General features: G+C 65.4%; 27 protein-coding genes. 14 read left to right on the forward strand and 13 right to left on the reverse strand.

The features are described from left to right. Nucleotides 1-149 precede the first annotated feature (149 nt). From CCZ28_RS14565 to ntrC, 4 genes are all read left to right on the forward strand, one after another. Entirely contained in the window at nt 150-668 is a 519-nt protein-coding gene (locus CCZ28_RS14565) for a DUF4124 domain-containing protein (protein ID WP_140219071.1), read from the forward strand. Then, the gene (locus tag CCZ28_RS14570) at nt 668-1306 is read left to right on the forward strand and encodes a DUF4124 domain-containing protein (RefSeq protein WP_140219073.1); all 639 of its coding nucleotides are present in this window, start codon (nt 668-670) and stop codon (nt 1304-1306) included. The genes CCZ28_RS14565 and CCZ28_RS14570 overlap by 1 nt, the downstream gene beginning before the upstream one ends. A gap of 171 nt (nt 1307-1477) precedes the next feature. Further along, on the forward strand, nt 1478-2542 hold the full coding sequence (glnL, locus tag CCZ28_RS14575) for a nitrogen regulation protein NR(II) (RefSeq protein WP_058761471.1): 1065 nt from the start codon (nt 1478-1480) through the stop codon (nt 2540-2542). Nucleotides 2543-2554: 12 nt separating this feature from the next. Then, on the forward strand, nt 2555-3985 hold the full coding sequence (ntrC, locus tag CCZ28_RS14580; protein ID WP_058761470.1) for a nitrogen regulation protein NR(I): 1431 nt from the start codon (nt 2555-2557) through the stop codon (nt 3983-3985). Nucleotides 3986-5082: 1097 nt separating this feature from the next. Here ntrC and CCZ28_RS14585 read toward each other — a convergent pair. After that, on the reverse strand, nt 5083-5640 hold the full coding sequence (locus CCZ28_RS14585; protein WP_140219075.1) for a hypothetical protein: 558 nt from the start codon (nt 5638-5640) through the stop codon (nt 5083-5085). Between the two features lie 72 nt (nt 5641-5712). On the opposite strand from CCZ28_RS14585, the gene CCZ28_RS14590 reads away from it, so the two are divergent. The 3 genes from CCZ28_RS14590 (at nt 5713) to rarD (ending at nt 9680) form a co-directional block, all read left to right on the forward strand. Next, on the forward strand, nt 5713-6180 hold the full coding sequence (locus CCZ28_RS14590; RefSeq protein ID WP_058761468.1) for a tRNA (cytidine(34)-2'-O)-methyltransferase: 468 nt from the start codon (nt 5713-5715) through the stop codon (nt 6178-6180). A gap of 76 nt (nt 6181-6256) precedes the next feature. Then, nucleotides 6257-8605: an FdhF/YdeP family oxidoreductase gene (locus tag CCZ28_RS14595; RefSeq protein ID WP_240795161.1), complete on the forward strand. Its 2349-nt coding sequence runs from the start codon at nt 6257-6259 to the stop codon at nt 8603-8605. 187 nt (nt 8606-8792) lie between these two features. Then, complete coding sequence (gene rarD / locus CCZ28_RS14600; RefSeq protein ID WP_140219077.1) at nt 8793-9680, forward strand: EamA family transporter RarD; 888 nt, start codon at nt 8793-8795, stop codon at nt 9678-9680. A 45-nt stretch (nt 9681-9725) separates the two neighbouring features. Here rarD and secB read toward each other — a convergent pair whose 3' ends face one another. Genes secB through CCZ28_RS14615 form a run of 3 tightly spaced genes read right to left on the reverse strand, consistent with a single transcriptional unit; the run spans nt 9726 to nt 10933 of the window. Further along, nucleotides 9726-10190: a protein-export chaperone SecB gene (gene secB / locus CCZ28_RS14605; protein WP_140219079.1), complete on the reverse strand. Its 465-nt coding sequence runs from the start codon at nt 10188-10190 to the stop codon at nt 9726-9728. 27 nt (nt 10191-10217) lie between these two features. After that, nucleotides 10218-10472: a glutaredoxin 3 gene (gene grxC, locus CCZ28_RS14610; RefSeq protein WP_140219081.1), complete on the reverse strand. Its 255-nt coding sequence runs from the start codon at nt 10470-10472 to the stop codon at nt 10218-10220. A 41-nt stretch (nt 10473-10513) separates the two neighbouring features. Beyond that, complete coding sequence (locus CCZ28_RS14615) at nt 10514-10933, reverse strand: rhodanese-like domain-containing protein (protein ID WP_058772180.1); 420 nt, start codon at nt 10931-10933, stop codon at nt 10514-10516. A 181-nt stretch (nt 10934-11114) separates the two neighbouring features. On the opposite strand from CCZ28_RS14615, the gene CCZ28_RS14620 reads away from it, so the two are divergent. The 4 genes from CCZ28_RS14620 to CCZ28_RS14635 all read left to right on the forward strand — a co-directional run bounded on the left by CCZ28_RS14620 (nt 11115) and on the right by CCZ28_RS14635 (nt 15274). Further along, nucleotides 11115-11726, forward strand: coding sequence for an NAD(P)-dependent oxidoreductase (locus CCZ28_RS14620; protein ID WP_140219083.1), 612 nt, complete (start codon nt 11115-11117; stop codon nt 11724-11726). A 133-nt stretch (nt 11727-11859) separates the two neighbouring features. Next, nucleotides 11860-13143 carry a murein hydrolase activator EnvC family protein gene (locus CCZ28_RS14625; RefSeq protein ID WP_140219085.1) on the forward strand — a complete coding sequence of 428 codons (1284 nt, stop codon included), beginning with the start codon at nt 11860-11862 and terminating at the stop codon, nt 13141-13143. 29 nt (nt 13144-13172) lie between these two features. Next, complete coding sequence (locus CCZ28_RS14630; protein WP_140219087.1) at nt 13173-14516, forward strand: S41 family peptidase; 1344 nt, start codon at nt 13173-13175, stop codon at nt 14514-14516. 2 nt (nt 14517-14518) lie between these two features. After that, complete coding sequence (locus tag CCZ28_RS14635) at nt 14519-15274, forward strand: divergent polysaccharide deacetylase family protein (RefSeq protein WP_437179178.1); 756 nt, start codon at nt 14519-14521, stop codon at nt 15272-15274. 7 nt (nt 15275-15281) lie between these two features. Here CCZ28_RS14635 and CCZ28_RS14640 read toward each other — a convergent pair whose 3' ends face one another. The 9 genes from CCZ28_RS14640 to CCZ28_RS14680 all read right to left on the reverse strand — a co-directional run bounded on the left by CCZ28_RS14640 (nt 15282) and on the right by CCZ28_RS14680 (nt 22289). Beyond that, complete coding sequence (locus tag CCZ28_RS14640; protein ID WP_140219090.1) at nt 15282-16043, reverse strand: substrate-binding periplasmic protein; 762 nt, start codon at nt 16041-16043, stop codon at nt 15282-15284. A gap of 293 nt (nt 16044-16336) precedes the next feature. After that, a complete protein-coding gene (locus tag CCZ28_RS14645; RefSeq protein WP_167509243.1) occupies nt 16337-17098 on the reverse strand; it encodes a substrate-binding periplasmic protein in 762 nt (253 codons plus the stop codon). A gap of 30 nt (nt 17099-17128) precedes the next feature. Next, complete coding sequence (gene hisF / locus CCZ28_RS14650) at nt 17129-17911, reverse strand: imidazole glycerol phosphate synthase subunit HisF (RefSeq protein ID WP_140219092.1); 783 nt, start codon at nt 17909-17911, stop codon at nt 17129-17131. A gap of 21 nt (nt 17912-17932) precedes the next feature. Beyond that, nucleotides 17933-18229 (reverse strand): chorismate mutase, encoded by a 297-nt coding sequence (locus CCZ28_RS14655; protein WP_140219095.1) that lies wholly within the window; start codon nt 18227-18229, stop codon nt 17933-17935. A gap of 10 nt (nt 18230-18239) precedes the next feature. Further along, a complete protein-coding gene (gene hisA / locus CCZ28_RS14660; protein WP_140219097.1) occupies nt 18240-18977 on the reverse strand; it encodes a 1-(5-phosphoribosyl)-5-[(5-phosphoribosylamino)methylideneamino]imidazole-4-carboxamide isomerase in 738 nt (245 codons plus the stop codon). Between the two features lie 32 nt (nt 18978-19009). After that, nucleotides 19010-19267, reverse strand: coding sequence for a DUF2164 domain-containing protein (locus tag CCZ28_RS14665; RefSeq protein ID WP_058768512.1), 258 nt, complete (start codon nt 19265-19267; stop codon nt 19010-19012). Then, nucleotides 19267-19905: an imidazole glycerol phosphate synthase subunit HisH gene (gene hisH / locus CCZ28_RS14670; RefSeq protein ID WP_140219099.1), complete on the reverse strand. Its 639-nt coding sequence runs from the start codon at nt 19903-19905 to the stop codon at nt 19267-19269. Before hisH ends, CCZ28_RS14665 begins: the two co-directional genes overlap by 1 nt. Beyond that, a complete protein-coding gene (gene hisB, locus CCZ28_RS14675) occupies nt 19905-20498 on the reverse strand; it encodes an imidazoleglycerol-phosphate dehydratase HisB (RefSeq protein ID WP_140219101.1) in 594 nt (197 codons plus the stop codon). Before hisB ends, hisH begins: the two co-directional genes overlap by 1 nt. Nucleotides 20499-20624: 126 nt before the next feature. After that, nucleotides 20625-22289: an OFA family MFS transporter gene (locus tag CCZ28_RS14680; protein ID WP_140219103.1), complete on the reverse strand. Its 1665-nt coding sequence runs from the start codon at nt 22287-22289 to the stop codon at nt 20625-20627. Between the two features lie 297 nt (nt 22290-22586). Between CCZ28_RS14680 and CCZ28_RS14685 the strand changes: the two genes are divergently transcribed. From CCZ28_RS14685 to CCZ28_RS14695, 3 genes are read left to right on the forward strand one after another with little or no spacing between them, the layout of a single operon-like run. Beyond that, the gene (locus CCZ28_RS14685) at nt 22587-24806 is read left to right on the forward strand and encodes an AsmA family protein (protein WP_140219104.1); all 2220 of its coding nucleotides are present in this window, start codon (nt 22587-22589) and stop codon (nt 24804-24806) included. Continuing rightward, entirely contained in the window at nt 24803-25867 is a 1065-nt protein-coding gene (mutY, locus tag CCZ28_RS14690; RefSeq protein WP_140219106.1) for an A/G-specific adenine glycosylase, read from the forward strand. Before CCZ28_RS14685 ends, mutY begins: the two co-directional genes overlap by 4 nt. Then, nucleotides 25864-26136, forward strand: a complete 273-nt coding sequence (locus tag CCZ28_RS14695; RefSeq protein WP_058768518.1) for an oxidative damage protection protein — start codon at nt 25864-25866, stop codon at nt 26134-26136. The genes mutY and CCZ28_RS14695 overlap by 4 nt, the downstream gene beginning before the upstream one ends. The last annotated feature ends 35 nt before the right edge of the window (nt 26137-26171 follow it).

Here is a 26171-nt window from a genome sequence, read left to right on the forward strand (position 1 = left end):
GGTAATTGAAAAGGCCTCCTTCGGGAGGCCTTTTCTTTGCGTGCGGAAAACCGTCGCGACCGACGCCACCGCGGGAAGGCCGAGCTGCCTACCTACGCACCCAGCGTGCCTGCTACCCTTGATCCCCATCGCCCGGCCGAGATTCCGCCATGCCTCGCCTGCTCGCCTGCTGTCTGTTCTGCCTCGCCTGCTCCGCCCAGGCCGCGATCTACAAGTCGGTCGATGCCGAAGGCAATACGGTGTTCAGCGACCAACCCTCGGCCAATGCCACACCGGTGCAGGTGCCCCCCACCAATACCGTGGGCAATCCCCAGCCGGCGCCAAGCATCCCGAGCGCCCCCGCGACTGTGCCGTCCGCAGGCCCGGCCTTCAGCCGTCTGGAGGTGAATCTGCCCAACGACGAGGCTATCCGCGCCAACAATGGCACCTTTGCCGTGGGGGTCTCCCTGGAACCGGCACTGAAGGCGGGCCAGAGCCTGCAACTGCTGGTGGATGGCCAGCCCTATGGCAGCCCCGGCCAGAGCACCCGCTTCGGCGTCACCAACCTGGAGCGTGGCGAGCACCGCTTCGCCGCCCAGGTCCTCTCGGGCACAGGCGAGGTGATCCAGACCAGTGCCGAGAAGACGGTCACGGTGCAACGCATCAGTGTCAACAGTCCCGCCCGCTGATGAGCCGCGTTCTCGCCCTGCTGCTGCTCTGCGTCCTGCTACCCGCGCAGGCGGCGGTCTACAGCTATGTCGACAAGGACGGTAATCGCGTCTACACCGACCAGCCGCCCAAGGGCGTCAAGGCCACCCGGGTGCCGGTGAGTACCACCAACAACCTCAACCAACAGGGCCAGCCGACCCGCAAGCTGAGTCCGACGCCAAGCGCGCCGGTGGCGAAGACGCCCAAGCCCGCGCCCTTCCGCTACCAGATGCTACGCATCCTGGTCCCCGAGCCCGACGCCACCGTGATCGATCAACAAGGGCAACTCATCGTCAGCCTGGTGAGCGAGCCGGAGCTGCAACCGGGCCACAGCTATCGACTGCTGCTGGATGACAAGGAAGCCGGTGTCGGCCGCAGCCCGGTCTTCCCGCTGGACAACCTGGACCGCGGCACCCATCAGCTGGTGGCGGAAATCCTCGCGGCCGATGGTAACGTGCTGGAGCGCACCCCGGCCCAGCCCTTCCACCTGCGCCGCCCTTCACTGGAGCAGAAGCGCCGTGCCCATCCGTGCGCAGCGGCGGATTGGGGCAAAAGACCGGAATGCCCACTCGACATGAAGCCGCCCGAAGTCAAGAAATCCTGGCTACCCTTCCTGTAACGCCCCATATTGGTGCTCTTTTCCGTCGCGCACCATCTTGATACAAATCCTAGGCAGGTTGCCGAGGCGCACGGCGGCTGTTAGTGCACGTTACAGCTATCTGCCCTAACTCGGGGCGTCTTGGTTTGCTTCTTGCATTTTCCTATCGTCTCTATAGCGCTGTGGCCTCTCATGCCTACCGACGTCATCCATCGACTCCTGCTCGACAACCTTACGACCGCGGTCATCCTGCTGGATGCGGAGTTGCGGCTGGAGTACATGAATCCGGCGGCCGAGATGCTGCTGGCCATCAGCGGCCAGCGCAGTCACGGTCAGTTCATCAGCGAACTCTTCACCGAATCGCCCGAGGCCCTGCAGGCGCTGCGCCAGGCGGTGGATCATGCCCACCCCTTCACCAAGCGCGAGGCTTTGCTGGTTTCCACCTCGGGCAACAGCCTGACGGTGGACTACGCGGTGACGCCCATCCTGGACCGCCACAACACCCTGCTGCTGCTGGAAGTCCATCCGCGCGACCGCCTGCTGCGCATCACCAAGGAAGAGGCGCAACTCTCCAAGCAGGAGACCACCAAGCTGCTGGTGCGCGGCCTGGCCCACGAGATCAAGAATCCCCTGGGCGGCATCCGTGGCGCCGCCCAGTTGCTGGCCCGAGAGCTGCCCGAGGAATCCCTCAAGGACTACACCAACGTCATCATCGAGGAAGCGGACCGCCTGCGGAATCTGGTCGACCGCATGCTCGGTTCCAACAAGCTGCCCAAGCTCGCCATCACCAACGTGCACGAGGTGCTCGAGCGGGTCTGCAGCCTGGTGGAAGCGGAAAGCCAGGGGTTGATCAACCTGGTGCGTGACTACGACCCAAGCATTCCCGACCTGATGATCGATCGCGAACAGATGATCCAGGCCGTGCTCAACATCGTGCGCAACGCCATGCAGGCCATCTCCCAGCAGAACGAGCTGCGCCTGGGCCGAGTCACCCTGAGAACTCGCACCCTGCGCCAGTTCACCATCGGCCACCACCGCCATCGCCTGGTGTGCAAGGTGGAGATCACCGACAACGGTCCGGGCATTCCCCCGGACCTGCAGGAAACCATCTTCTATCCCATGGTCAGCGGCCGCCCCGACGGCACCGGCCTGGGACTCGCCATTACCCAGAACATCATCACCCAGCACCAGGGCCTGATCGAGTGTGAAAGCCATCCCGGCCACACCGCCTTCAGCATCTTCCTGCCGCTGGAATAACGAGGAGCACGCATGAGCCGTTCGGAGACCGTCTGGATCGTCGACGACGACCGTTCCATCCGCTGGGTCCTGGAAAAAGCCCTGCAACAAGAAGGCATGACCACCGTCGCCTTCGACAGCGCCGACAGCGTCATGACCCGCCTCGGTCGCCAGCAACCGGACGTGGTGATCTCGGACATCCGCATGCCCGGCACCAGCGGCCTGGACCTGCTGTCGCGCATCCGCGAGATGCACCCGCGCCTGCCGGTCATCATCATGACCGCCCATTCCGACCTGGACAGCGCCGTGGCCTCCTACCAGGGCGGCGCCTTCGAGTACCTGCCCAAGCCGTTCGACGTCGACGAGGCCGTGGCTTTGGTCAAGCGCGCCGGGCAGCACGCCCAGGAGCAACAGGGCTTCGCCGAGCCGGCGCACCTGACCCGCACCCCCGAGATCATCGGCGAGGCGCCGGCGATGCAGGAGGTGTTCCGCGCCATCGGCCGGCTCTCGCATTCCAACATCACCGTACTGATCAACGGCGAATCCGGTACCGGCAAGGAACTGGTCGCCCACGCCCTGCACCGCCACAGCCCGCGCGCCGCGGCGCCCTTCATCGCGCTGAACATGGCCGCCATTCCCAAGGACCTGATGGAGTCCGAGCTGTTCGGTCATGAAAAGGGCGCCTTCACCGGCGCCGCCGCCCAGCGCCGTGGCCGCTTCGAGCAGGCCGACGGCGGCACCCTGTTCCTCGACGAGATCGGCGACATGCCGGCCGACACCCAGACCCGCCTGCTGCGGGTGCTGGCCGATGGCGAGTTCTATCGTGTCGGCGGCCACACCCCGGTCAAGGTGGACGTGCGCATCATCGCCGCCACCCACCAGAACCTCGAAGGCCTGGTGCGCGAGGGCAAGTTCCGCGAGGACCTCTTCCATCGCCTCAACGTCATCCGCATCCATATCCCGCGCCTGGCCGATCGCCGCGAGGACATCCCCGCCCTCGCCCGCCACTTCCTGGCGCGTGCCGCCCAGGAATTGGCCGTGGAGCCCAAGACCCTACGCGGCGAGACCGAGGAATACATGAAGGGCCTGCCCTGGCAGGGCAACGTGCGCCAGCTGGAGAACACCTGCCGCTGGATCACGGTGATGGCCTCCAGCCGCGAAGTCCTGATCGACGACCTGCCGCCCGAGCTGCTCAACCAGCCCCAGGACGCCGCTCCCGCCGCCAACTGGGAACAGGCCCTGCGGCAATGGGCCGACCAGGCCCTCACCCGCGGCCAGTCCAGCCTGCTGGACAATGCCGTACCGGCCTTCGAACGCATCATGATCGAGACCGCGCTCAAGCACACCGCCGGCCGCCGCCGTGATGCCGCCGTGCTGCTCGGTTGGGGGCGCAATACCTTGACGCGCAAGATCAAGGAATTGGGCATGAAGGTGGACGGGCCGGATGAGGATGGGGAGGACTGAGGGTTCTCTACGGTGCCGTAGGCTGGGCTGAGCGTAAGCGAAGCCCAACGTTTTGGACTATTGGTGCCCTAGCCGGTTACCGAGTTTTGGTGGTACTTCTTATTTCGCTCTCCCGAGCGACTCACTTTTGCCAGTCGCGGCAAAAGTAAGCAAAAACGCTTGCCCCGACCATCCGGCCTTCCGCTGCGCTCCAGGTCCGCTCACACCAGCGCCGTTCCGGGGTCGGTCCAGATGGGCCGTCCATGGCCCACTGGACCTCTCGCCGCATCCATGCGGCTCGACCCACTCCACGACACTGGCGTTCGCCCTCCTGAACGGGGCGATTCGCCAGCCTGAAAGTTTCGGTTGAAGAACACGTAGCGTGGACAACGGCGAAGCCTTGTCCACAGGGATCGGCGTTATGCGCCAGTGGAAAACGCTGCGCGGTTTTCCACGCTACAAGAGAAAGTAAATACCGAAGCCTCAGGCTGGCGCCTCCGTCCCCGTCAGTGAGGCCGAGCGTAGGTGTCGCGGAGGGGGATGCGAGGCAGGACGCCGAGCAAGGCGCGAGGGGCAGGAAGCCCCTTCGTGCCGTGCCCCCGGAGCGGCACCGGAGCGAGGGGACACGGAGCGTAGCGGAGGGCCGAAACGTGGGGACAAGCGTTTTTGGTTACTTTTTTGGCGTTTGAAAAAAGTGACTCGCCCGGGTGGGCGAAATAAAAACCCTCAGCAAACCGCGATGATCAGCTTAGGCCGTGATAAGCCCAAACCCAAAACGTTGGGCTTCGCTAACGCTCAACCCAACCTACAAAGTCGCCCCAAAACACCCAACCCAAAAACTTGGCACACCTCCTGCAATATCCTAGGTAACTACCCTTTTGGGGACCTCGGTACAGGCAGGCTGGGGAATCCCCTCTTTTCTTCTCGAGGCCATCACTCCGTGTGATGGCCTCTTTTTTTGCCTGCAAAAAACCTGAAACCCTGTGCTAGAGCGGTTTTTCCGCAAAAAGAGCTGCCTCATGGCCAGGCGAACAGCCGAATTTAGCAAGCCGCCCGAAACGCCATTCCGCGTTCAGCTCTGGTGCATATCCGTGCGCTTTGCCTAATAACGGGGCATTTCAGGGCGCCAGCGGGACCTCGATCTTGAGCACCCAGTTTTCGCCGTCCTCTAACAACTGATCGCCGGCCTGTAGGGGGCCACCAACGCCCACCAGCAACACCTTCAGATCCTGGCCATCCTGGCGCACCGTCCAGGAAAAGCTACCGCCTGGGCGCACCACCCGGCCCTGGCGCTCACCGCCGTCCCAGCGTGCCCGTGGCAGGCGCAGGCTGAGGGCACCCTCGGGACGGTAGCGTTCGTAGAACAACGAGCGATCGGCGGTGATCAGCAATTCGAAGCGTCCCGGCTCCTGCCGCGTGTCCACTCCCAGGATGACCGGCCGGCGGGCCTCGGCCGACCAGGGGTCGGGGTGATTACGCTGGTACATCAACTGGCCGATGATCATGCCGAACAGGCCGGCACCCAAGGCGGCCGAGGCCAGCCAGAGCGTCAGCCGTTGGCGCTGGACGCGCCATTCAGCCTTGAGCAATTCCGGGTTTTCCACCCGCGCCAATTCGTCCTGGCGTGCCCGGTGTTCACGCAGCAGTAGCTCGACCAGCCGTTGCCAGAGGTTCATCGACCTGCCCCGCTCGCGACGGCGCGGCGGCGGCGCAGTACCATAGGCGCTTTGCCAGGCGCCCTGCCCTTCATGTTCGACATCATCCTCTACCAACCGGAAATTCCGCCCAATACCGGCAACGTCATTCGCCTCTGTGCCATCACCGGCTGCCGCCTGCACCTGATCGAGCCGCTGGGCTTCGCGCTGGACGACAAGAAGCTGCGTCGTGCCGGCTTGGACTACCACGAGTGGTCCACGGTGCGGACCCACGCCAGTCTCGCGGCCTGTATAGCAGATTTGCAGCCGCCCCGACTGCTCGCCTTCACCACCAAGGCCAGCCATCCCTTCACCGAGATCGCCTATGCACCGGGCGATGCCCTGCTGTTCGGTCCTGAGAGTCGGGGGCTGCCAGCCGAGGTGTTGGAGTCGCTACCGCCCGAGCAGCGGCTGCGCCTGCCGATGTTGCCCAACCGGCGCAGCCTCAATCTATCCAACACCGTGGCCGTGGCCGTTTACGAAGGTTGGCGCCAACTGGGCTTCGCCGCACCGCCGGGCTGACCGCTAGAACCTTCCGGCCAGACGCGTCGTCCGATGGTTGATAGGCACATCGCCCTACAGCCATGCGAGGCGCACCATGAGCAAGATCGGCAAACCCAAGGTTGAACGCTATGACGCCCCTTCCGGCGGCTGGGGCTCGGCCCGTTCGGTGACCGAGATCGTGCTACGCGAGCGGGTGCCGCTGAAATCGGGCGCCCTGCTCGCCAAGCAGAACAAGCACGGCGGCTTCGGCTGCGTGAGCTGCGCCTGGGCCAAGCCGGGCAAGCCCCATCCGCTGGAATTCTGCGAGAACGGCGCCAAGGCTACTGCCTGGGAGGTCACCAGCAAGAGATGCGGGCCGGAGTTCTTCGCCCAGCATTCGCTGAGCGAATTGCGCGGCTGGCGTGACCACGATCTGGAAGAGGTTGGTCGGCTGACCCATCCGTTGCGCTACGACGCCGCCAGCGACCGCTATCGCCGGGTCAGCTGGGCCGAGGCCTTCGCCGACATCGGCGCCGAACTCAAGGCGCTGGATCCGGACTCGGTTATCTTCTATGCCTCCGGCCGCGCCGCGCTGGAAACCTCCTACCTCTATCAGCTCTACGCGCGCCTGTACGGCACCAACAACCTGCCGGACAGCTCCAACATGTGCCATGAGAGCACCTCGGTAGCCCTGCCCAAGAGCATCGGCGTGACCGTGGGCACCGTGACCCTGAATGACTTCGCCCAGGCCGATTGCCTGCTGTTCTTCGGCCAGAATCCGGGCAGCAACAGTCCGCGGATGCTGCACGACCTGCAAGAAGCCCGTAAGCGCGGCGCGCCCATCATCACCTTCAACCCCTTGCGCGAACGCGGTCTGGAAACCTTCGTCAATCCGCAGTCGCCGGTGGAGATGCTCAGCGATCACCCCACCCAGATCAGCACCCAGTATCACCAGCTCAAACCGGGTGGCGATATCGCCGCCCTAGCCGGCATGTGCAAGGCGCTCCTGGCCGCCGATGACGACGCCCGCGAGCAGGGCCGCCCTGCCGTGCTCGACCATGCCTTCATCGCCGAGCACTGCCACGGTTTCGCCGACTTCTGCGAGTGGCTGCAGCGCCAGGAATGGCCGCAGTTGGAGCGGCAGTCGGGTCTCACCCGTAGCGCCCTGGAAGCGGCGGCCGCCGTCTACGGTCGTTGCCAGAAGGTCATCGGCATCTATGGCATGGGCCTGACCCAACACCGCCATGGCGTGGAAACCATCCAGATGCTGACCAACCTGCTGCTCATGCGCGGCAATATCGGCAAGCCCGGCGCCGGCATATGCCCGGTACGCGGCCACTCCAACGTCCAGGGCCAGCGCACCGTGGGCATCACCGAGAAGCCGGAACTGGCGCCGCTGGACCAGCTCGGTGAACGCTTCGGCTTCACTCCACCGCAGGACAAGGGCCGCAATACCGTGGAAGCCTGCGAAGGCATCATCGACGGCTCGGTGAAGGCCTTCATCAGCCTGGGTGGCAACTTCCTGCGGGCCATTCCCGAGACCAGTCTGATGGAGCCGGCCTGGCGTACCCTGCGGCTGTCGGTACAGATCGCTACCAAGCTCAATCGCAATCACCTGGTACCGGCGGACAAGACCTACCTGCTGCCCTGCCTCGGTCGGACCGAGATAGATCGCCAGAATGGCGTGGAACAGGCCCACAGCACCGAGGATAGCACCGGTTGCATCCACGGCTGGCGTGGCGTGGCCGAGCCGCCCGAAGGCGACCTGCTGTCCGAACCGGCCATCGTCGCCGGCCTGGCCAAGGCCACCCTGCCGGACAATCCCAAGGTGACCTGGGATGCCTGGGTCGCCGACTACGGCCTGATCCGCGACGAAATCGCCCTCTCCTTCCCGGAGATCTTCCACGACTTCAATGCGCGGCTCTGGGAGGTAGGAGGTTTCCATCGTCCGCTGCCCGCAGCCAAGCGCGAATGGAAGACCGAGACCGGCAAGGCCAATCTCATCGTGCCGCGCAGCCTGGAAGAAAATCCGGACATGCCCGCCGCTGGACGCGATGTCCTGACGCTGATGACGCTGCGCAGCAACGACCAGTTCAACACCACCATCTACGGCTATCACGATCGTTTCCGTGGCGTGAAGGGTACCCGAGCGGTGCTGCTGATGAACCGCAACGACATCGAACGCCTGGGCCTCGCCGAGGGCGACAAGGTGCAGGTATCGACGGTAGCCGATGATGGCGTACGTCGTGAGGTTGGCCCGTTGCGCGTCACGCCCTACAACATCCCGGAAGGCGCCTGCGGTGGCTACTATCCCGAATGCAACGCCCTGATCCCGCTCTGGCACCATGCCGAAGAGAGCAAAGTCCCGGCCGCCAAGGCCATTCCGGTCCGGTTGAACAAGCTGATCGCAGCGAACGACGGTAGCTTTCCGGTGGAGCCCGCAGGTTATGGCGCCCAGCAATGAGGCCGGATAGCGCTGATCGCGCCTGAGCCGAGGACTGTGCGGCTGCTATGACGACGCTGTCGTAGCAGCCTGGGCGATATAGCTCGACCGCTATCGGCATGGGGTAGGTTTCTCACCTGTTCCGACATCAGTCGATACCTTGAGCTATCCTGGCCGGACAAGAACGTTGTCTGCCTAAGGATTTCTCATGTCTGCCTTGCGCCAGGGCTACGCCCTGGGTCTCACTGCCTACGGGTTGTGGGGCTTGTTTCCGTTGTTCTTCAAATTGCTGGCGGCGTTGCCGTCCCTCGAAATCCTGTTCCAGCGCATTCTCTGGTCCGCGCTGTTCAGCGCCCTGTTGCTGCTGGTCTGGCGGCACCCTGGCTGGTGGGTGGAACTACGCGCCCATCCGCGCCGCCTGGCGTGGCTGGCGCTGTCCGGCGCGCTGGTCGCTAGCAACTGGCTGGTCTACATCTGGGCGGTCAATAACGCCCATGTGGTCGAGGCCAGCCTGGGCTACTACATCAATCCGCTGGTCAACATCCTGCTCGCCCTGGTGATCCTGGGCGAGCGGCTGCGCCCCCTGCAATGGCTCGCCGTGGGCCTGGCGGTGCTGGGAGTTGGCCAGCAACTCTGGACCCTGGGACAACTGCCCTGGGTCTCCCTGGCCTTGGCCCTGACCTTCGCCTTCTACGGCCTGGTCCGGCGCCAGACGCCGGTGGCCGCCCTGCCAGGCATGGTAGTGGAGAGCTGGCTGCTGGTGCCGGTCGCCCTGGTCGCCCTGCCGCTGCTGACCCCGGGTGTGAGCCTGCAACCGGAAATCTGGCACTCGTCCCTGGGCCTGCTGATCGTGCTGGCCGGCCCGGTCACCCTGATTCCCTTGCTGTGCTTCAACGCCGCGGCGCGCAAGCTGCCCTATTCGACCCTGGGCTTTTTGCAGTACCTCGCCCCGACCCTGGTACTGATCCAGGCGGTCTGGCTCTATGGCGAGCCCTTCCCGCGCGAGCGGCTGTTCGCCTTCCTCTGCATCTGGCTGGGCCTGGCGGTCTTCAGCTTCGATCTCTGGCGCGCCAGTCGGCGCCTGAAGGCCAGATAGCAGAACGCCCCTCGTGAGGGGCGTTCGGTACCGCAGCGGAGCCGATCAGGCTTCGCCAGCGGTTTGCATGCGCGCCAGTTCCTGGGCGTACAGGGCGTCGAAGTTCACCGGCTGCAGCATCAGCGCCGGGAAGGAGCCACGCACCACCATGTTGTCCAGCGCCTCGCGGGCGTAGGGGAACAGGATGTTGGGGCAGAAGGCGCCCAGGGCGTGTGCCATGGAAGCGGCGTCCAGACCCTTGATCAGGAAGATGCCACCCTGCTGCACTTCGGCGATGAAGGCGGTCTCTTCCTTGTTCTTGACGGTCACGGTCAGGGTCAGCACCACTTCGTGGAAGTCGTCGCCCAGGGTCTTCTGGCGGGTCGCCAGGTCCAGGTTGACGTTGGGCTGCCACTCCTGGCGGAAGATCTCGGGGCTCTTGGGGGCTTCGAAGGACAGGTCGCGGATGTAGATGCGCTGAAGGGAGAACTGAGCGCCGTCTTCCTGGGCGCCATTGATTTGATCGGTCATGGTAGGGCCTTGAGTGGTGAGTGTTGGTCAGGCGGACAACAGCGGATCGAGGCGTCCGCTTCGGTCTAGGGCATAGAGATCATCGCAACCGCCGACGTGGGTAGTGCCGACCCAGATCTGCGGCACGCTGGTGCGGCCGGCCTTGCGGGCCATTTCGCTGCGCAGGGCCGGTTGGCCATCGACGGAAATCTCCCGGTAGGCCACATTCTTGCGATCGAGCAGGTGCTTGGCACGATGGCAATAGGGACACCAGGCACTGGTATAGATGACGACGTCGGTCATGCGCGGTCTCCAGTGGCCGCTGACGCGGCCACGCTAGGGGGTCACTTCACCAGCGGCAGGTTCTCTGCGCGCCAGGTGGCGATACCGCCATTCAGACGAGCGGCGGTGAAGCCGGCCTTCTGCAGATCGCCGCACACAGCGCCCGCCTGCTGGCCGGCACTGTCCACCACGATCAGGGTCTTGGCCTTGTGCTTTTCCAGTAGAGACAAGCTGCTGGCGACTTTCTCCTGAGCGATGTTCAGGGCACCGACGATATGCCCGGCGGCGAAATCCTTGCTGGGGCGGATGTCGACCACCACGCCTTCCTCGCGGTTGAGCAGCGCGGTGAGTTCACCGGTGGAGAGACTGCGCCCACCGCGACGGGTTTCGTTGAACAGCATCAGGGCGACGATGGCGATGAAGGCAGCGACGAGAAGCGGATGATGGGTGGCGAATTCGACCACCCGACCGAGAAATTCCATGATTGAGCAACTATCCGAGAAGGGCTAAAAATGCCGGCCAGTATACACAGCCCCCCGGTAGCGCCATACCCTCGCTGCCCCGGGTTATCGGCGGGTAACCTGCACACGCGAAACTGCCTCCTTGGCGGCCTGCGGCGGTCTGCTTAGGCTTGGCTTTCCTTCATTCATCGGGAATCCTGCCATGACCTCCATCGCTCTACTCGGCGCCACCGGCAATGTCGGCAGCCGCCTGCTCGACGAAGCCCTCACCCGTGGTCACCGGGTCACCGCCCTGGTACGCGACCCTGCCCGCCTCGCGCCCCGGACCGGCCTGACGGTGGCTACCGGCGACGTCACCCACAGTGACACCGCCCAGGCCCTCGCCGGTCATGAGGTATTGATCAGCAGCCTGAGATTCGCCGACGTCCCCCCGGCGACGCTCATCGATTTCGCCCGCGCCTCGGGTATCCCGCGCCTGCTGATCGTGGGTGGCGCCGCCAGCCTGAGCCTGCCGGACGGCACGCGTCTCTTCGATGCGCCGGCCTTCCCGGCGGAATATCGCAGCGAGGCCGGTGCCGGCATCGCTACCCTGGAGGCACTGCGGGAGGTCAACGACCTCGACTGGGTCTTCGTCAGTCCGCAGATGGTCTTCTTCCCCGGCGAGCGGACCGGCCACTTCCGCCTGGGCACCGACGCCCTGCTATTCGATGCCGCTGGCGACAGCCGGATCTCCTACGAAGACTTCGCCGTGGCCCTGCTGGACGAAGTCGAGCGACCCGTGCATCACCGCACTCGCTTCACCGTCGGCTACTGAAAGAGAAATGCTCCCTCGTTCGCAGCCTGACCGCCTGGGCGGGCTGTGAACGCCGAACGGCGTACCTCGGCGTTTTTTTTGCCGGATGTGACGGGCATACTAGGCGCTTCGCCCTGGAAAGCTACGACCCCGCATGCGCCGTCTTCTCGTCTCTCTTCTGCTCGCCAGCGTTCTCGCTCCTGCCCTGGCCGATGACCGCGCCGATACCCAGCGGCAGATCGAGCAGACCCGCCAGGAAATCCAGGAGATGCAGAAGGTGCTCAAGCAGGTGCAGGCCGAGAAATCCGGCGTGCAGAAGCAGTTGCAGAGCACCGAGACCCAACTGGGCGATTTGGAAAAGCAGGTCGACTCGCTGCAGAAGCAGCTGGAGAACGGCGAAAAAAAGCTTCAAGAGCTGGACGGTCGCAAGAAAAAGCTCGACCAGTCCCGCGCTGAACAACAGCAGCTGATCGCCGTGCAGATTCGCGCCGCCTACCAGAGCGGTCGCCAGGAATACCTCAAGTTGCTGCTGAATCAGGAGCATCCGGAAAAGGTCAGCCGCACCCTCACCTACTACAACTACCTGAATCGCACCCGGCTGGATCAACTCGCCACCTTCAACGACACCCTGCGCGAGCTGCGTGAGGTGGAACAAGGCATCCAGCAGGAACAGAGCGAACTGGTCGCCCGCCGCGAGGACCTGGAGAAGCGCCAGGCGGAGCTGGTCGAGGTACGCAAGGAACGTCAGACGGCGTTGGCCAAGATCAACGAGGATTACCGCGACAAGAGCCGTGAGATCCAGGCCCGCGAGCAGGATCAGGCCGCCCTGAACAAGGTGCTCAAGACCATCGAGGAAACTCTCGCCCGCCAGGCGCGCGAGGCCGAGGAAGCGCGGCAACGGCAACTGGCCGAGGCCCGCGCGCGTGAAGCTCGCGATGCGGCGCGGCGCCAGGCGGAAAGCGATACGAAAGCCCCGCGTACCTCGAACGCCCCGGACATGGCGGTGTCTAGTGCAGCACCTGCGTATGGCGGCGCCTTCGCCAATGCCCGCGGCAAGCTGCCCTGGCCGGTCGACGGCCGCCTGGTGGCGCGCTTCGGCAGCCCGCGCGGCGACGATCCCCGGGCGAAATGGGACGGGGTGCTGATCGCCGCCAGCGCGGGTACTCGGGTCAAGGCGATACACGACGGTCGGGTGGTCTTCGCCGACTGGCTAAGAGGCGCCGGCCAACTGGTAATCATCGATCACGGGAATGGCTATCTCAGCCTGTACGGACATAATCAGAGCCTGCTGAAGTCTGCAGGTGATGTGGTCAAGGCCGGGGATGCCATCGCGACCGTCGGCGCCAGCGGCGGTCAGGAAGCCTCAGCCTTGTACTTCGCCATCCGCCAACAGGGTCGCCCGACGGACCCGGTCATCTGGTGTCGTGCTCAGGGATAGTGAGACACACCCCGGTTTAGGAGCTGCACATGCCGCATCGCTTTCGTCCCACCGCCCTGGTCCTCGCCCTGTTGTTCGGTGGCGTTGGAGTCGTCCAGGCGCAATCGCCGCAGAGCGTGCCGGCAGCGGTGACCCCGGTCCCCTCGGGCACCGCCGCCGATGCCCCAGCCAGCGCTCCGCTGCCACTGGACGAGCTGCGCACCTTCGCCGAGGTGTTCGACCGCATCAAGGCCGCCTATGTGGAACCGGTCTCGGACAAGGTCCTGCTGGAGAACGCCATCAAGGGCATGCTCAGCAACCTGGACCCGCACTCCGCGTACCTCGAGCCCAAGGACTTCGCCGAACTGCAGGAAACCACCAGCGGTGAATTCGGCGGCCTGGGCCTGGAAGTCGGCCAGGAGAACGGCTTCATCAAGGTGGTCTCGCCCATCGACGATACCCCAGCGGCCAAGGCCCGCCTGCAACCGGGCGATCTGATCGTCAAGATCGATGGCCAGCCGACCAAGGGCCAGACCATCAACGAAGCCGTCGACAAGATGCGCGGCAAGCCGGGCAGCACCATTACCCTGACCATCGTGCGCAACGGCGGCCAGCCGTTCGACGTGAAGCTCGCGCGGGCGGTGATCAAGGTCAACAGCGTCAAGAGCCAGCTGCTGGAGTCGGGCTATGGCCTGATCCGCATCTCGCAATTCCAGGTCAACACCGGTGAAGAGACGGTCAAGGCACTGAACAAGCTGCGGCAGGAGAACAAGGGCAAGCTCAAGGGCCTGATCCTCGACCTGAGGAACAACCCGGGCGGCGTGCTGCAATCCGCGGTGGAAGTGGCCGACGCCTTCCTCAACCACGGCCTGATCGTCTACACCAAGGGCCGGCTGCCCAATTCCGAACTGCGCTTCACCGCCGACGCCGCCGACCCGAGCGACAAGGTACCGCTGGTGGTCTTGATCAACGGCGGCAGCGCCTCGGCCGCCGAGATCGTCGCCGGCGCCCTGCAGGACAACAAGCGTGCCATCCTCATGGGCACCGACAGCTTCGGCAAGGGCTCGGTGCAGACCGTGCTGCCGCTGAACAACGACCGGGCGCTCAAGCTCACCACGGCGCTCTACTACACCCCCAGCGGTCGTTCGATCCAGGCCCAGGGCATCACCCCGGACATCGCTGTCGCCCAGGCCAAGGTCACTCCCGAGAGCGGCGACGACGAGTACTTCAAGGAAGCCGATCTCGCCGGCCACCTGAGCAATGGCAACGGCGGCGCCGACCGTCCCACCGGCAGCAAGAAGCCCAACCAGACCCCGCGACCGCAGGATGATGACTTCCAGCTCTCCCAGGCCCTGTCGCTGCTCAAGGGGCTGAACGTCACCCATACGCCGTGAGGGTGAGACAGCTGCTGCTGGCCGGGGCGCTCGCGCTGGCTAGCGGCCTGGCCCTGGCGGCGCCCGCGCGCCTGACCATCGTCATCGACGACTTGGGCCAGAATGCGGCCCGGGATCGCCAGGTGCTGGAGTTACCGGCGCCGGTGGTCCTGGCGATCATTCCCGAGACCCAGCACGCCCCCGAACTCGCCGCCCAGGCCCATCGCGCCGGCCGCACGGTGCTGTTGCACCTGCCCATGGACCCGGCCGGCGGCCCCTATGCCTGGCATCCGGAAATGTCATCGAGCGAGCGTCTGCAACGCCTCGATCGCGCCCTGGAGCGAGTGCCCGAGGCCGATGGGGTGAACAACCACGAAGGCAGCCGCATGACCGCCGACCGACCGGCCATGGCCGAGTTGATGCAGGTACTGCAGCAGCGTCATCTGCTGTTTCTCGACAGCCGCACCAGCGCCGCCACGGTCGCCGCGGCGGAAGCCCAGAAGATCGGCCTGGCCAGTGTCTCGCGCGATGTCTTCCTCGATAACGAGGCGACGCCCGCGGCGGTGGCTGCCCAACTCGCCGAGGGCGTGCGACTGGCCCAGCGCCAGGGCAGCGCCGTCTTGATCGGTCATCCCTACCCGGCGACCCTGGCGGTGCTGGCGCAGCAGCTGCCGCGCCTCAAGGCCCAGGGCGTCGAGATCATCGACCTGCCGCAGATGATCGCCCTACGCGCCAACCAGGCCATGGCCGCACACGGTCGCGACGGGCGCTATCGCTAGGACGGCATCAGAGGTAGCGATTGGTGATGCCGTCGACCACCCATTCCTTGCGCATGGCGTCCAGCGCCGCTTGTAGGCGGCTCACCACCTCGTCGGGCGTGTCCTTGTTCAGGGCCAGATAGAGCGAGGCCTCGCGCAGGCGCAGCACGGTCTTCAACTGGGTGACGCCGGCCTGCTTGGCCAGATAGCGGCCGACCGGATCGGTGGTGGCCCAGAGATCCAGTTGCCCGGCCTGCAAGGCAGCCACGTTCTCCTGATCGCGCAGGGCGTTGATGGGAAGCAGCCCCTGGCTTTCGAGATAGCGACTGACGGCATCGTTCTTGTAGGCGCCGACGCGGTACTTGGCCAGGTCCTTGAGGCTGCCGAGCGTGATCGTACTGTTCTGCGGCGCCAGGACCACCCAGGCGGTCGGGGCCAAGGGACCGACCCATTTGAACAGGGCCTCGCGTTCAGGCGTGCGGGTGGTGGAGAAGATACCGTAGTTGGCGTTCTCCAGGGTGAGGTTGTAGATCCTGTCCCAGGGAAAACGCAACGACAGGTCGTAGGCGATCTTGGCGCGCTTGAACATCTCACGCACCAGATCGGTACTGATCCCCTCGATGGAGGCATCCCGGGCGAAGTTCTTGCCATCGACCGCCATGTTGTAAGGAGGGAAATTCTCGGTGAACAAGACCACTCGATAGTCCGCCGGTAACTCGGCACGCGCCTGGGCCATGCCCAGCATGCAGCCCAACAGTACGCCCGCGACACCCCACCATGACTTGCGCATTGCTCCTCCCTGGCCATTCCCGGCCGACCTCTAGGTTTGGTACTGCCTCACAACGAAGCCCGCTCGCCACCCTCGGTGCCCAGGCAACCCGCCACTCAGCACGTTCGCAGCAGGCGTGCTCGCCCGCTCCTGTCCGTGACACTCGTCCTCTCAAGCGGTGTACCCAGCGCCCAGGGCATCACCGACAAGTCGTCTTGCAGAAGTCGTTGTTGCCAATGCCGTCGACCCGAGCGTCCGGACTCGGCCCTTCGCCAGAGCGATAGCTAATCCTGCGCTGGTTCCAGCGGCCAGCCCTACAGATAACGATTGAAGATGCGCTGAACCTCGCCCGTCTGCCGCAGCTCGTCGAGAGCCTTTTGCAGCTTCTGTACCACCTCGTCAGGGGTCTGCTTGTTCAACGCCAGAAACAACTCACCGGTATTGAAGCGCAGCAGCGTCTTGAGCCCGGACACGTTCTCCTGCCGCGCCAGGTAGCGGCCGGCCGGATCCCCCGTGGCCCAGACATCGATCTGCCCCTTGAGCAGGCGCTGGACGTTTTCCTGGTCACGCAGGGCAAGTTCGGGAGTGAAGCCCTGCTTGAGCAGGCTTTCGGCGATGGCGTCACCCTGGTAGGCGCCGATCTTGAGCTGCTGCTGGCGCACATCGTCCAGGCTGCGCAATTGCAGGTGGCTGTCGGAGCGGCCGAGCAGTACCCAGTCATCCGGGCCGATGGGGCCGACCCACTTGAACAGGGCTTCGCGCTCGGGGAGGCGCGCCGTGACGAAGACCCCGTGGTCGGGCTGATCCAGGGCCATGCCGTAGATCCGCTCCCAGGGAAACCTGAGGGTCAGGTTGTAGGGAATGCCGGCGCGCTGGCACATCTCGCGGACCATCTCGACGGCGATGCCCTTGAGATCGTCATCGCGGGCGAAATTCTTGCCGTCGACGGCAAAGTTGTAGGGCGGGAAATTCTCGGTCAGCAGGGTGAGCTGATAGCCTTCTGGAATATCGGCCCTTGCCGTCGTGGCCGACAGCAACAGCAAGCCAGCCAAGCAGCCCCAGAATCCCTTGCGCACGCCCCTACTCCCTGCCGGCAGCGCCGGTGCTTAAGATTTTGTGGAGCGTATCACAATCCCTTTTTCGGCCAGGTACCGTTTGGCCTCGGGAATCGTGCATTCGCCGAAATGGAAGATGCTGGCGGCGAGCACGGCCGAGGCCTTGCCTTCCAGGATGCCGTCGGCCAGGTGCTGCAGGTTGCCGACGCCGCCGGAGGCGATCACCGGAATCCCCACCGCCTCGCTCACGGCGCGGGTCACGCCCAGGTCGAAGCCGTTCTTCATGCCGTCCTGGTCCATGCTGGTGAGCAGGATCTCGCCGGCGCCCAGGCCTTCCATCTTCTGCGCCCAGGCCACGGCGTCGAGGCCGGTGGGCTTGCGCCCGCCATGGGTGAAGATCTCCCAGCGCGGCGTCTCGCCGGGTGCGCTGACGCGCTTGGCGTCGATGGCCACCACGATGCACTGGGCGCCGAAGCGCGCTGCGGCTTCGCCGACGAATTCCGGGGTGAAGACCGCCGCAGTATTGATCGAGACCTTGTCCGCCCCGGCGTTGAGCAGGTTGCGGATGTCCTGCACGGTGCGCACGCCGCCGCCCACGGTCAGTGGGATGAACACCTGGCTGGCCATGCGCTCCACGGTGTGCAGGGTGGTATCACGACCCTGGTGGCTGGCAGTGATGTCGAGAAAGGTGATCTCGTCGGCGCCCTGCTCGTTGTAGCGGCGGGCGATCTCGACCGGATCGCCGGCATCGCGGATGTTCTCGAACTTGACGCCCTTGACCACGCGGCCGTTGTCCACGTCCAGGCAGGGGATGATGCGTTTGGCCAGCGCCATGTTTCTCTCCAGAAGACCGGGTCAGGTACGTTGCTGCAAGGTGGCGTGCTCCGCCAATTCAGCCTCGATAAAGGCAGTGATCATCGCCCGATAGACCTGCTCGACCACTACCGGTGACGCGCCAGCCTCGTCGGCCAGCGCCTTGACCTTGGCAATGACCTGCTCCACGCGCTGTGGCGCTCGCACGGCGGCGTCGTCCTTCTTGAAACGAGCGGCTTGGCGGACATAGGCACCACGCGCCGCCAGCAGGTGAACGATCTGCCGATCGAGTTCGTCGATCGCGACGCGAACCTCGGCCAGGGAAGCGCATTCGATCACTGTCGAGCCCTCAGACCTTGAAGTTGTCGCACAGCGCCTGGGCCTCGGCGACGTCGAGGGTACCCTCGTAGATCGCGCGACCGGTGATGGCGCCGATGATGCCCGGGCTGCGGGCGTCGAGCAGATTCTGGATGTCGCCCAGGTTGTGGATGCCGCCGGAGGCGATCACCGGGATGCTGGTGGCTTCGGCCAGGGCGCGGGTGGCCGGGACGTTGCAGCCCTGCATCATGCCGTCGCGGGCGATGTCGGTGTAGACGATGGCGCTGACGCCGTCGGCCTCGAAGCGACGGGCCAGGTCGGTGACCTGCAACTCGCTGACCTCGGCCCAGCCGTCGGTGGCGACGAAACCGTCCTTGGCGTCCAGGCCGACGATGACCTTGCCGGGGAAGGTGCGGCAGGCTTCAGCGACGAATTCCGGCTGCTTGACCGCCTTGGTGCCGATGATCACGTAGCTGACGCCAGCGCGGACATAGTGCTCGATGGTCTCCAGCGAGCGGATGCCGCCGCCGATCTGGATCGGCAGGCCGGGATAACGCTTGGCGATGGCGGTGACCACCTCGCCATTGACCGGCTGGCCTTCGAAGGCGCCGTTGAGATCGACCAGGTGCAGCCGACGGCAGCCGCCGTCGACCCACTGGGCGGCCATGGCCACGGGATCGTCGGAGAATACGGTGGAGTCTTCCATACGCCCCTGGCGCAGGCGGACACAGGCGCCGTCCTTGAGGTCGATGGCGGGGATGATCAGCATGGCAATACCTTGGCTCTCGGGGTGAGGGCGATCTAGGGCTTTTCCAGCGCCCAGATGTCGCTTTCCAGGCTGTCGACGCGCTCCCTGAGTAGGGCCTGCACGTCGGCAACCGCCTTGTTGTAGTACAGCGGCCCGCACTCGCGGGCGAAGAAATCCAGCAGTTCCTCGACTTCGAAACGCCCCAGGCGGACCTCGAAGCTATCGTCCAGCAGGGTCTGCAAGGCCGTGACCAGGCGCTGGGTCTGCTCGGGTTCGAGCGTCACCAACGGCGCGGGCGGCTTGCGCGCCATTACCAACGGCCGTCCCAGGCGAGGAAGTTGGCATAGAGCTGCAGGCCGCAGTCGGCGCTCTTCTCGGGATGGAACTGGGTGGCGAAGCGCGAGCCGTCGGCCAGGGCGGCGGCGAAGTCCAGGCCGTAGCGGCCACGACCGACCACCTGGCGCGGATTGCCGGCCTCGACATAGAAGCTGTGCACGAAATAGAAGCGGGCGCGATCGGGGATGCCGTGCCAGAGCGGATGGTCGAGCACGTGTCTGACCTCGTTCCAGCCCATGTGCGGCACCTTGAGGGCCTCGCCCTCCTCCTGCATGCCGCCTGGAAAACGGCGCACGGCACCGGGGAACAGGCCGATGCAATTCACGCCGCCGTTCTCCTCGCTGCGCTGCATCAGCGCCTGCATGCCGACGCAGACGCCGAGGAAGGGGCGATCCTGGCTGACTTCGCGCACCAGGTCATCGATGCCCTGGCGACGGATCTCGGCCATGCAATCGCGGATGGCGCCGACCCCGGGCAGGACGATGCGGTCCGCCTCGCGGATCACCGCGGGATCGCCGGTCACCAGCACCTGGTGGCTACCGGCGTGCTCCAGGGCCTTGGCCACGGAGTGCAGGTTGCCCATGCCGTAGTCGATGACGGCTACCGTCTGCATCACAGGCACCCCTTGGTGGAAGGCATGACGCCGGCCATGCGCGGATCTTCGCTGAGGGCCATGCGCAGAGCGCGGCCGAAGGCCTTGAATACCGTCTCGATCTGGTGGTGGCTGTTGACCCCACGCAGGTTGTCGATGTGCAGGGTCACCTGGGCGTGATTGGTGAAGCCCTGGAAGAATTCGAGGAACAGATCGACGTCCATGCGGCCCACGGTGGCGCGGGTGAAGGGCACGTTCCAGTGCAGCCCGGGCCGCCCGGAGAAGTCGATGACCACCCGTGACAGGGCTTCGTCCAGCGGCACATAGGCATGGCCGTAGCGCTGGATGCCCTTCTTGTCGCCAACAGCCTTGGCGAACGCCTGGCCGAGGGTGATGCCGATGTCTTCCACCGTGTGGTGGTCGTCGATGTGCAGGTCGCCGCGGCAATGGATGTCGAGGTCGATCAGGCCGTGACGGGCGATCTGGTCGAGCATGTGCTCGAGGAAGGGGACCCCGGTGTCGAAGCGCGCTGCGCCCGTGCCGTCCAGATCCAGGGATACCTTGACCTGGGTTTCCAGGGTGTTGCGCTCGACGGTTGCCTTGCGTTCGACCATAGCCTGCTCCGCGAAAATCGGTGGGCGAAAGGGCCGATATTATAGGGGCGCGGGGGCTGGATCGAAAGCGCGGCGGGACGAGGCGTTCCACCGCGAGGGGCGCCCTCGTCGGGCGCCCGCTGCCGCTTAGCTGAAGAGCGCGGCGGTTTTCTGCAGGGTGATCCAGATACCCCAGGCCAACGGGATGCCCACGGCCAGCCAGGCCAGGATGGCCAGCGGCTTGGTCTTGGGATCGGCGCTCCACTCCAGCACCTGGATGCTGCCAGCGCTGCCGTCATGGCCCTTGGCGCGCTCGACGGCGAGTTCGGCATCGGTCATGAAGTGCTTGTCGGCCACCGGACGCACCAGCAGGTTGCAGATGAAGCCCAGCACCAGCAGGCCGGCCAGGATGTACAGGGTGATGTCATACACCTGGGCGCGGGGAATGCCCATGCTCAGTTGGTACTCACGCAGGTAGTTGACCAGCACCGGACCGAAGACGCCGGCAGCGGCCCAGGCGGTCAGCAGGCGGCCATGGATGGCGCCGACCATCTGGGTGCCGAACAGATCGGCCAGGTAGGCCGGCACGGTGGAGAAGCCACCGCCGTACATGGACAGGATCAGGCAGAAGGCGAACACGAACAGCGCGACGCTGCCCAGGTGACCGGTCCAGGGCACGATGGCGTACAGCAGGAAGCCCAGGGTGAAGAAGACGAAGTAGGTCATCTTGCGGCCGATGTAGTCGGAGAAGGATGCCCAGAAGAAGCGACCGCCGATGTTGAACAGGCTCAGCAGGCCGGTGAAGCCGGCGGCGATGGCGGCGATCTGCTTGAGCTGATCGCTGCTCAGCTCACCATAGGTCAGGCCGTTGCCCAGCAGGCGACCACCGAAGACCTCCTGCAGCAGCGGCGAAGCCATGCCAATGATGCCGATGCCGGCGGTGACGTTCAGGCAGAGCACGGCCCAGACCAGCCAGAACTGCGGGATGCCCCAGATCTTGCTGACGTGCACGTGGCGGTTGGTGATCATGCCGCTGCTGGTCTTCTTGGTGGACGGCGTCCAGCCGGCGGGCTTCCAGCCGGTCGGCGGTACGCGGTAGCCCAGGGCGCCGCTCAGCATGAACACGAAGTAGATCACTGCCATGACCAGGAAGGTCTGCCAGACGCCGACTTGGGTCGCCGAGGCGAAATGGCGCATCAGCAGGTCGGCCAGAGGGGCGCCCACCATGGCGCCGCCACCGAAGCCCATGATGGCCATGCCGGTCGCCATGCCGCGCTTGTCCGGGAACCACTTGATCAGGGTCGACACCGGCGAGATGTAGCCCAGGCCCAGACCGATACCGCCGATCACGCCCGAGCCCAGCCACAGCATCCAGATCTGATGGGTATAGATGCCCAGGGCGGAAATCAGCAGACCACCGCACCAGCACAGCGCCGAGACGACACCGGCCTTGCGCGGACCGGCATGCTCCAGCCAGCCGCCGAACAGCGCGGCCGAACAGCCGAGGAAGATGAAGAACAGGGTGTAGATCCAGCCGAGCTGGGAGATCTTCCAGTCACAGGTCGCACTGAAGATTTCTTCGAAGAAGCCCATCTCCACCGGACAGGCGACGGCGGCGGTGATACCGATGGCCTTGGACAGCGGCAACCAGAACACCGAGAAGCCGTAGGCCATGCCGATGCACAGATGGATGGCCAGTGCGGCCGGCGGTACCAGCCAGCGATTGAAGCCAGGACGCGCGATGATGCGCTCTTTGGAGAGGAAAGCCGGTCGTGCCGAAGCGGCGCCGCCAGCGGTCAGCGTAGTGCTCATGGGTTCAGCCCTTTTCTAGTCTGTAGCATTCAGGCCGGTAGACATTCCCTGCACGCTTCCCCGTAAACGAGTCAAAGAAACGGCGTCAACCGACCGAAGGTGCGCGACATTAAATCGCACCCCTGGCCAACTGCCACCTTTTCTCATTTGACAGGGTACGGGCGGTGCAAGACGCCCGACGAAACGGGCGACCACCACCGCTGTCACAGGCCCGACACCCCGGTGTCATCCGGGCCAGCCCATGCCCTTATACTGGCCAGTCGCGCCATCGCCCGTCGGAACAGGAATTTCCTCGCCATGAAAGCTTTCGCCAAAGTGCTGGGTATCGTTCTCGTCGGCCTGCTGCTCTTGCTGGTCGCCGTAGGCTTCGCCCTCACCCACCTGGTCGATCCCAATGACTACAAGGACGAGATTCGTCAGCTGGCGCACGACAAGGCCAATGTCGACCTGCAGCTCAAGGGCGACATCGGCTGGAGTCTGTTCCCCTGGCTGGGCGTCGAATTGCACGACGCCACCCTTGCCAGTGCCGCCACCCCGGATCGCCAGCTCGCCCAGGTGCAGCGCCTGATCCTCTCGGTGCGCCTGCTGCCCCTGCTGCTGCGCCGCGACCTGGAGATGAGCGACGTCAAGATCGACGGCCTGGACCTCACCGCCAGCCGCGATGACCAGGGCCGCAGCAACTGGGCGGAGATCGGCCGTCCCGCGCCCCAGCCCGGACAGGCCGACGCCCCTGCGGCGGACGCCCCCGCCGCGAACGAACCCGCGACCAGCCATCGCCAACCGCTCAAGCTCAACGTCGAAAGCCTGACGATCCGCAACTCGCGCATCGAATACAGCGACGCCCGCAGTGGCGCCCACTACACCTTCGACGGCATCGATCTGCAGACCGGCGCCATCTACCCCGGCACGGCCATTCCGCTCAAGCTGGCCGGCACCGCCAGCACCACCCAGCCGCCGGTGAAGGCCACGGTGCAGCTCAGCGGCGAATTCCGCTTCGATCCGGCCAGCCAGCAATACGCCCTGGACGATCTGCAACTCACCGGCGATGCCACCGGCGAGCCCTTCAACGGCAAGCTGGTCAACTATTCCGCCAGCGGCGAACTCGCCGTTGATCGCCGCGCCCAGACCGCCGACTGGACCAGCCTCAAGCTGACCGCCAACGACCTCAAGGCGCTGGGCGATCTCAAGCTCACCGGTCTCGAGACCGAGCCCCAACTGACCGGTGGCGTCTCCATCGCCCGCCTGGACCTGCGCGCCTTCCTCGACAGCATCGGCGTCGAATTGCCGGCCATGGCCGATGCCAAGACCCTGCAGCGCTTCGAGATGAACGCCCAGCTACAGGCCAGCCGCAATGCCCTGGTGCTGAACGACTTCAACTTCAACCTCGACGACAGCACCCTCAAGGGCCGCGTCGCCGTCGACGACATCGCTCGCCGCGCCCTGCGCATCCAGCTCAGTGGCGACACCCTGGACCTGGATCGCTATCTGCCGGCCAAGACCGCCGCGGCCCGCCAGGCCAACGGTGCGCGCCAACAGGAAGTCGCCCAGGTCGACGCCAGCGCGGCCCAGGGCAACTCGCCGCTGCCGGAAGCCCCGACCCAGCACGCCTGGAGCCAGGAGACCCTGCTGCCGGTGGAGCGTCTACGCAGCCTCGATGCCAATGTCGAGCTGAGCCTGCAACAGCTGACGCTGGACCAGTTGCCCTTCGAGAACGCCAGCCTCAAGGCCACGGCCAACGACGGCCAGTTGCAACTCAGCGACCTGAGCGGCGAGCTGTTCGGTGGTAACTTCCAGGCCAATGGCACCCTCGACGTGCGCGGCGCCCAACCCCAGCTAAGCGTCCACGAACGCATCAACAGCGTACCGGTGGAGCGCATCCTGCAGGCCCAGGGCCAGAAGCCACCGGTGGAAGGCCAGCTCGACCTGGACGCCGACCTGCGCAGCAGCGGCGCCAGCCAGCGCGCCCTGATCGACAACCTGGACGGTACCGCTCGCTTCGCCCTGCGCAATGGCCAGCTCATCGACGCCAACGTCGAAAGCCAGCTGTGCCAGGGCATCTCCTTGCTCAATCGCAAGCCACTGGAACTGCCCCACGGCGGCCAGAACACCCCGTTCCGCCAGTTGAGCGGCACCCTCAGCATCGTCAACGGCGTGGCGCGCAACCAGGACCTGCGCGTCAGCGTGCCGGGACTGGCGGTCAAAGGTGATGGCGACATCGACCTGCGGACCCTTGGCCTCGACTACCACCTGGGCATCACCGTCCAGGGCGACACCAACGCCGCCGCCGATCCGGGCTGCAAGGTCGGCGAACGCTATGCCGACATCGAGTGGCCACTGCAATGCCGCGGCCCTCTGGAGCTGGGCGCCAAGGCCTGCCGCCTGGACCGCCAGGCCATGGGCCAGATCATCGCCCAGGCCGCCGGCAATCGTCTGAACGAAAAAATCGAGGAGAAGCTCGGTGATAAGATCAGTCCCGACATTCAGAACGCCATCCGGGGACTCTTGCAACGCCGATGACTGACGACGCTTTCGGTACCGCCGTACTGGCCTGGTACGACCTGCACGGCCGCAAGGACCTGCCCTGGCAACAGGCCGTGACGCCCTATCGTGTCTGGGTCTCGGAGATCATGCTCCAGCAGACCCAGGTCGCCACCGTGCTGGGCTATTTCGACCGCTTCATGCAGGCGCTACCCACGGTCGAGGCGCTGGCCGCCGCGCCCGAGGACGAGGTGCTGCACCTCTGGACCGGGCTCGGCTACTACAGTCGCGCGCGCAACCTGCACAAGGCCGCCAAGACCGTGGTCGAGCGCCACGGTGGTGAATTCCCGCGCAGCGTCGAAGCCCTGGCCGAGCTGCCCGGCATCGGCCGCTCCACCGCCGGGGCCATCGCCAGCCTGAGCATGAACATCCGCGCACCCATCCTCGATGGCAACGTCAAGCGGGTGCTGGCGCGCTACACCGCCACCCCGGGCTATCCGGGCGAGCCGGCCGTGGCCCGGCGCCTGTGGGACGTGGCCGAGCGGCTGATGCCCCATGAGCGCGTCGGCCACTACACCCAGGCGATGATGGACCTGGGCGCCACCCTCTGTACCCGCAGCAAGCCCAGCTGCCTGCTGTGCCCGGTCAAGCCCGGCTGTCGCGCCCACCTGCTGGGCCAGGAGACCGACTTTCCCGCCTCCAAGCCACGCAAGACGCTGCCGCAGCGGCACACCCTGATGCCGCTATTCGTCAACGACGACAATGCCGTGCTCCTGCAGCGCCGGCCTTCCACCGGTCTCTGGGGCGGCCTGTGGGGACCGCCGGAAGTGGCCGACATCGCCGAACTCGAAGTCCTGGCCGAACGCCAGGGTCTTACCATCGACGAACGCCAGGCGCTGCCCGGCCTGGTGCATACCTTCAGCCATTTCCAACTGGCCATCGAGCCCTGGCTGGTGCAGGTGGACCACCGCCGCCACGCCGTGGCCGAGGGCGACTGGCTTTGGTATAACCTCGCCTCCCCGCCGCGCCTGGGCCTCGCCGCCCCGGTGCAGAAACTGCTCAAGCGCGCCGCGCAGGCGCTCAAAGGAGAACCCGCATGACCCGCACCGTGATGTGCCGCAAGCACAAGCAGGAGCTGCCCGGCCTCGATCGTCCGCCCTACCCCGGCGCCAAGGGCGAAGACATCTACCAGCACGTCTCCAAGCAAGCCTGGGAAGAGTGGCAGAAACACCAGACCATGCTCATCAACGAGCGCCGGCTGAACATGATGAACGCCGAGGATCGCAAGTTCCTCCAGGCCGAGATGGACAAGTTCCTCTCCGGCGAAGACTACGCCCAGGCCGAAGGCTACGTGCCCCCCAGCGCCTGACCAACCGCTAAGCGCCCGAAAAATCTAAATTTTTT

The organism is Pseudomonas oryzihabitans, assembly GCF_006384975.1.
Taxonomy (GTDB): Bacteria; Pseudomonadota; Gammaproteobacteria; order Pseudomonadales; family Pseudomonadaceae; genus Chryseomonas; species Chryseomonas psychrotolerans_B.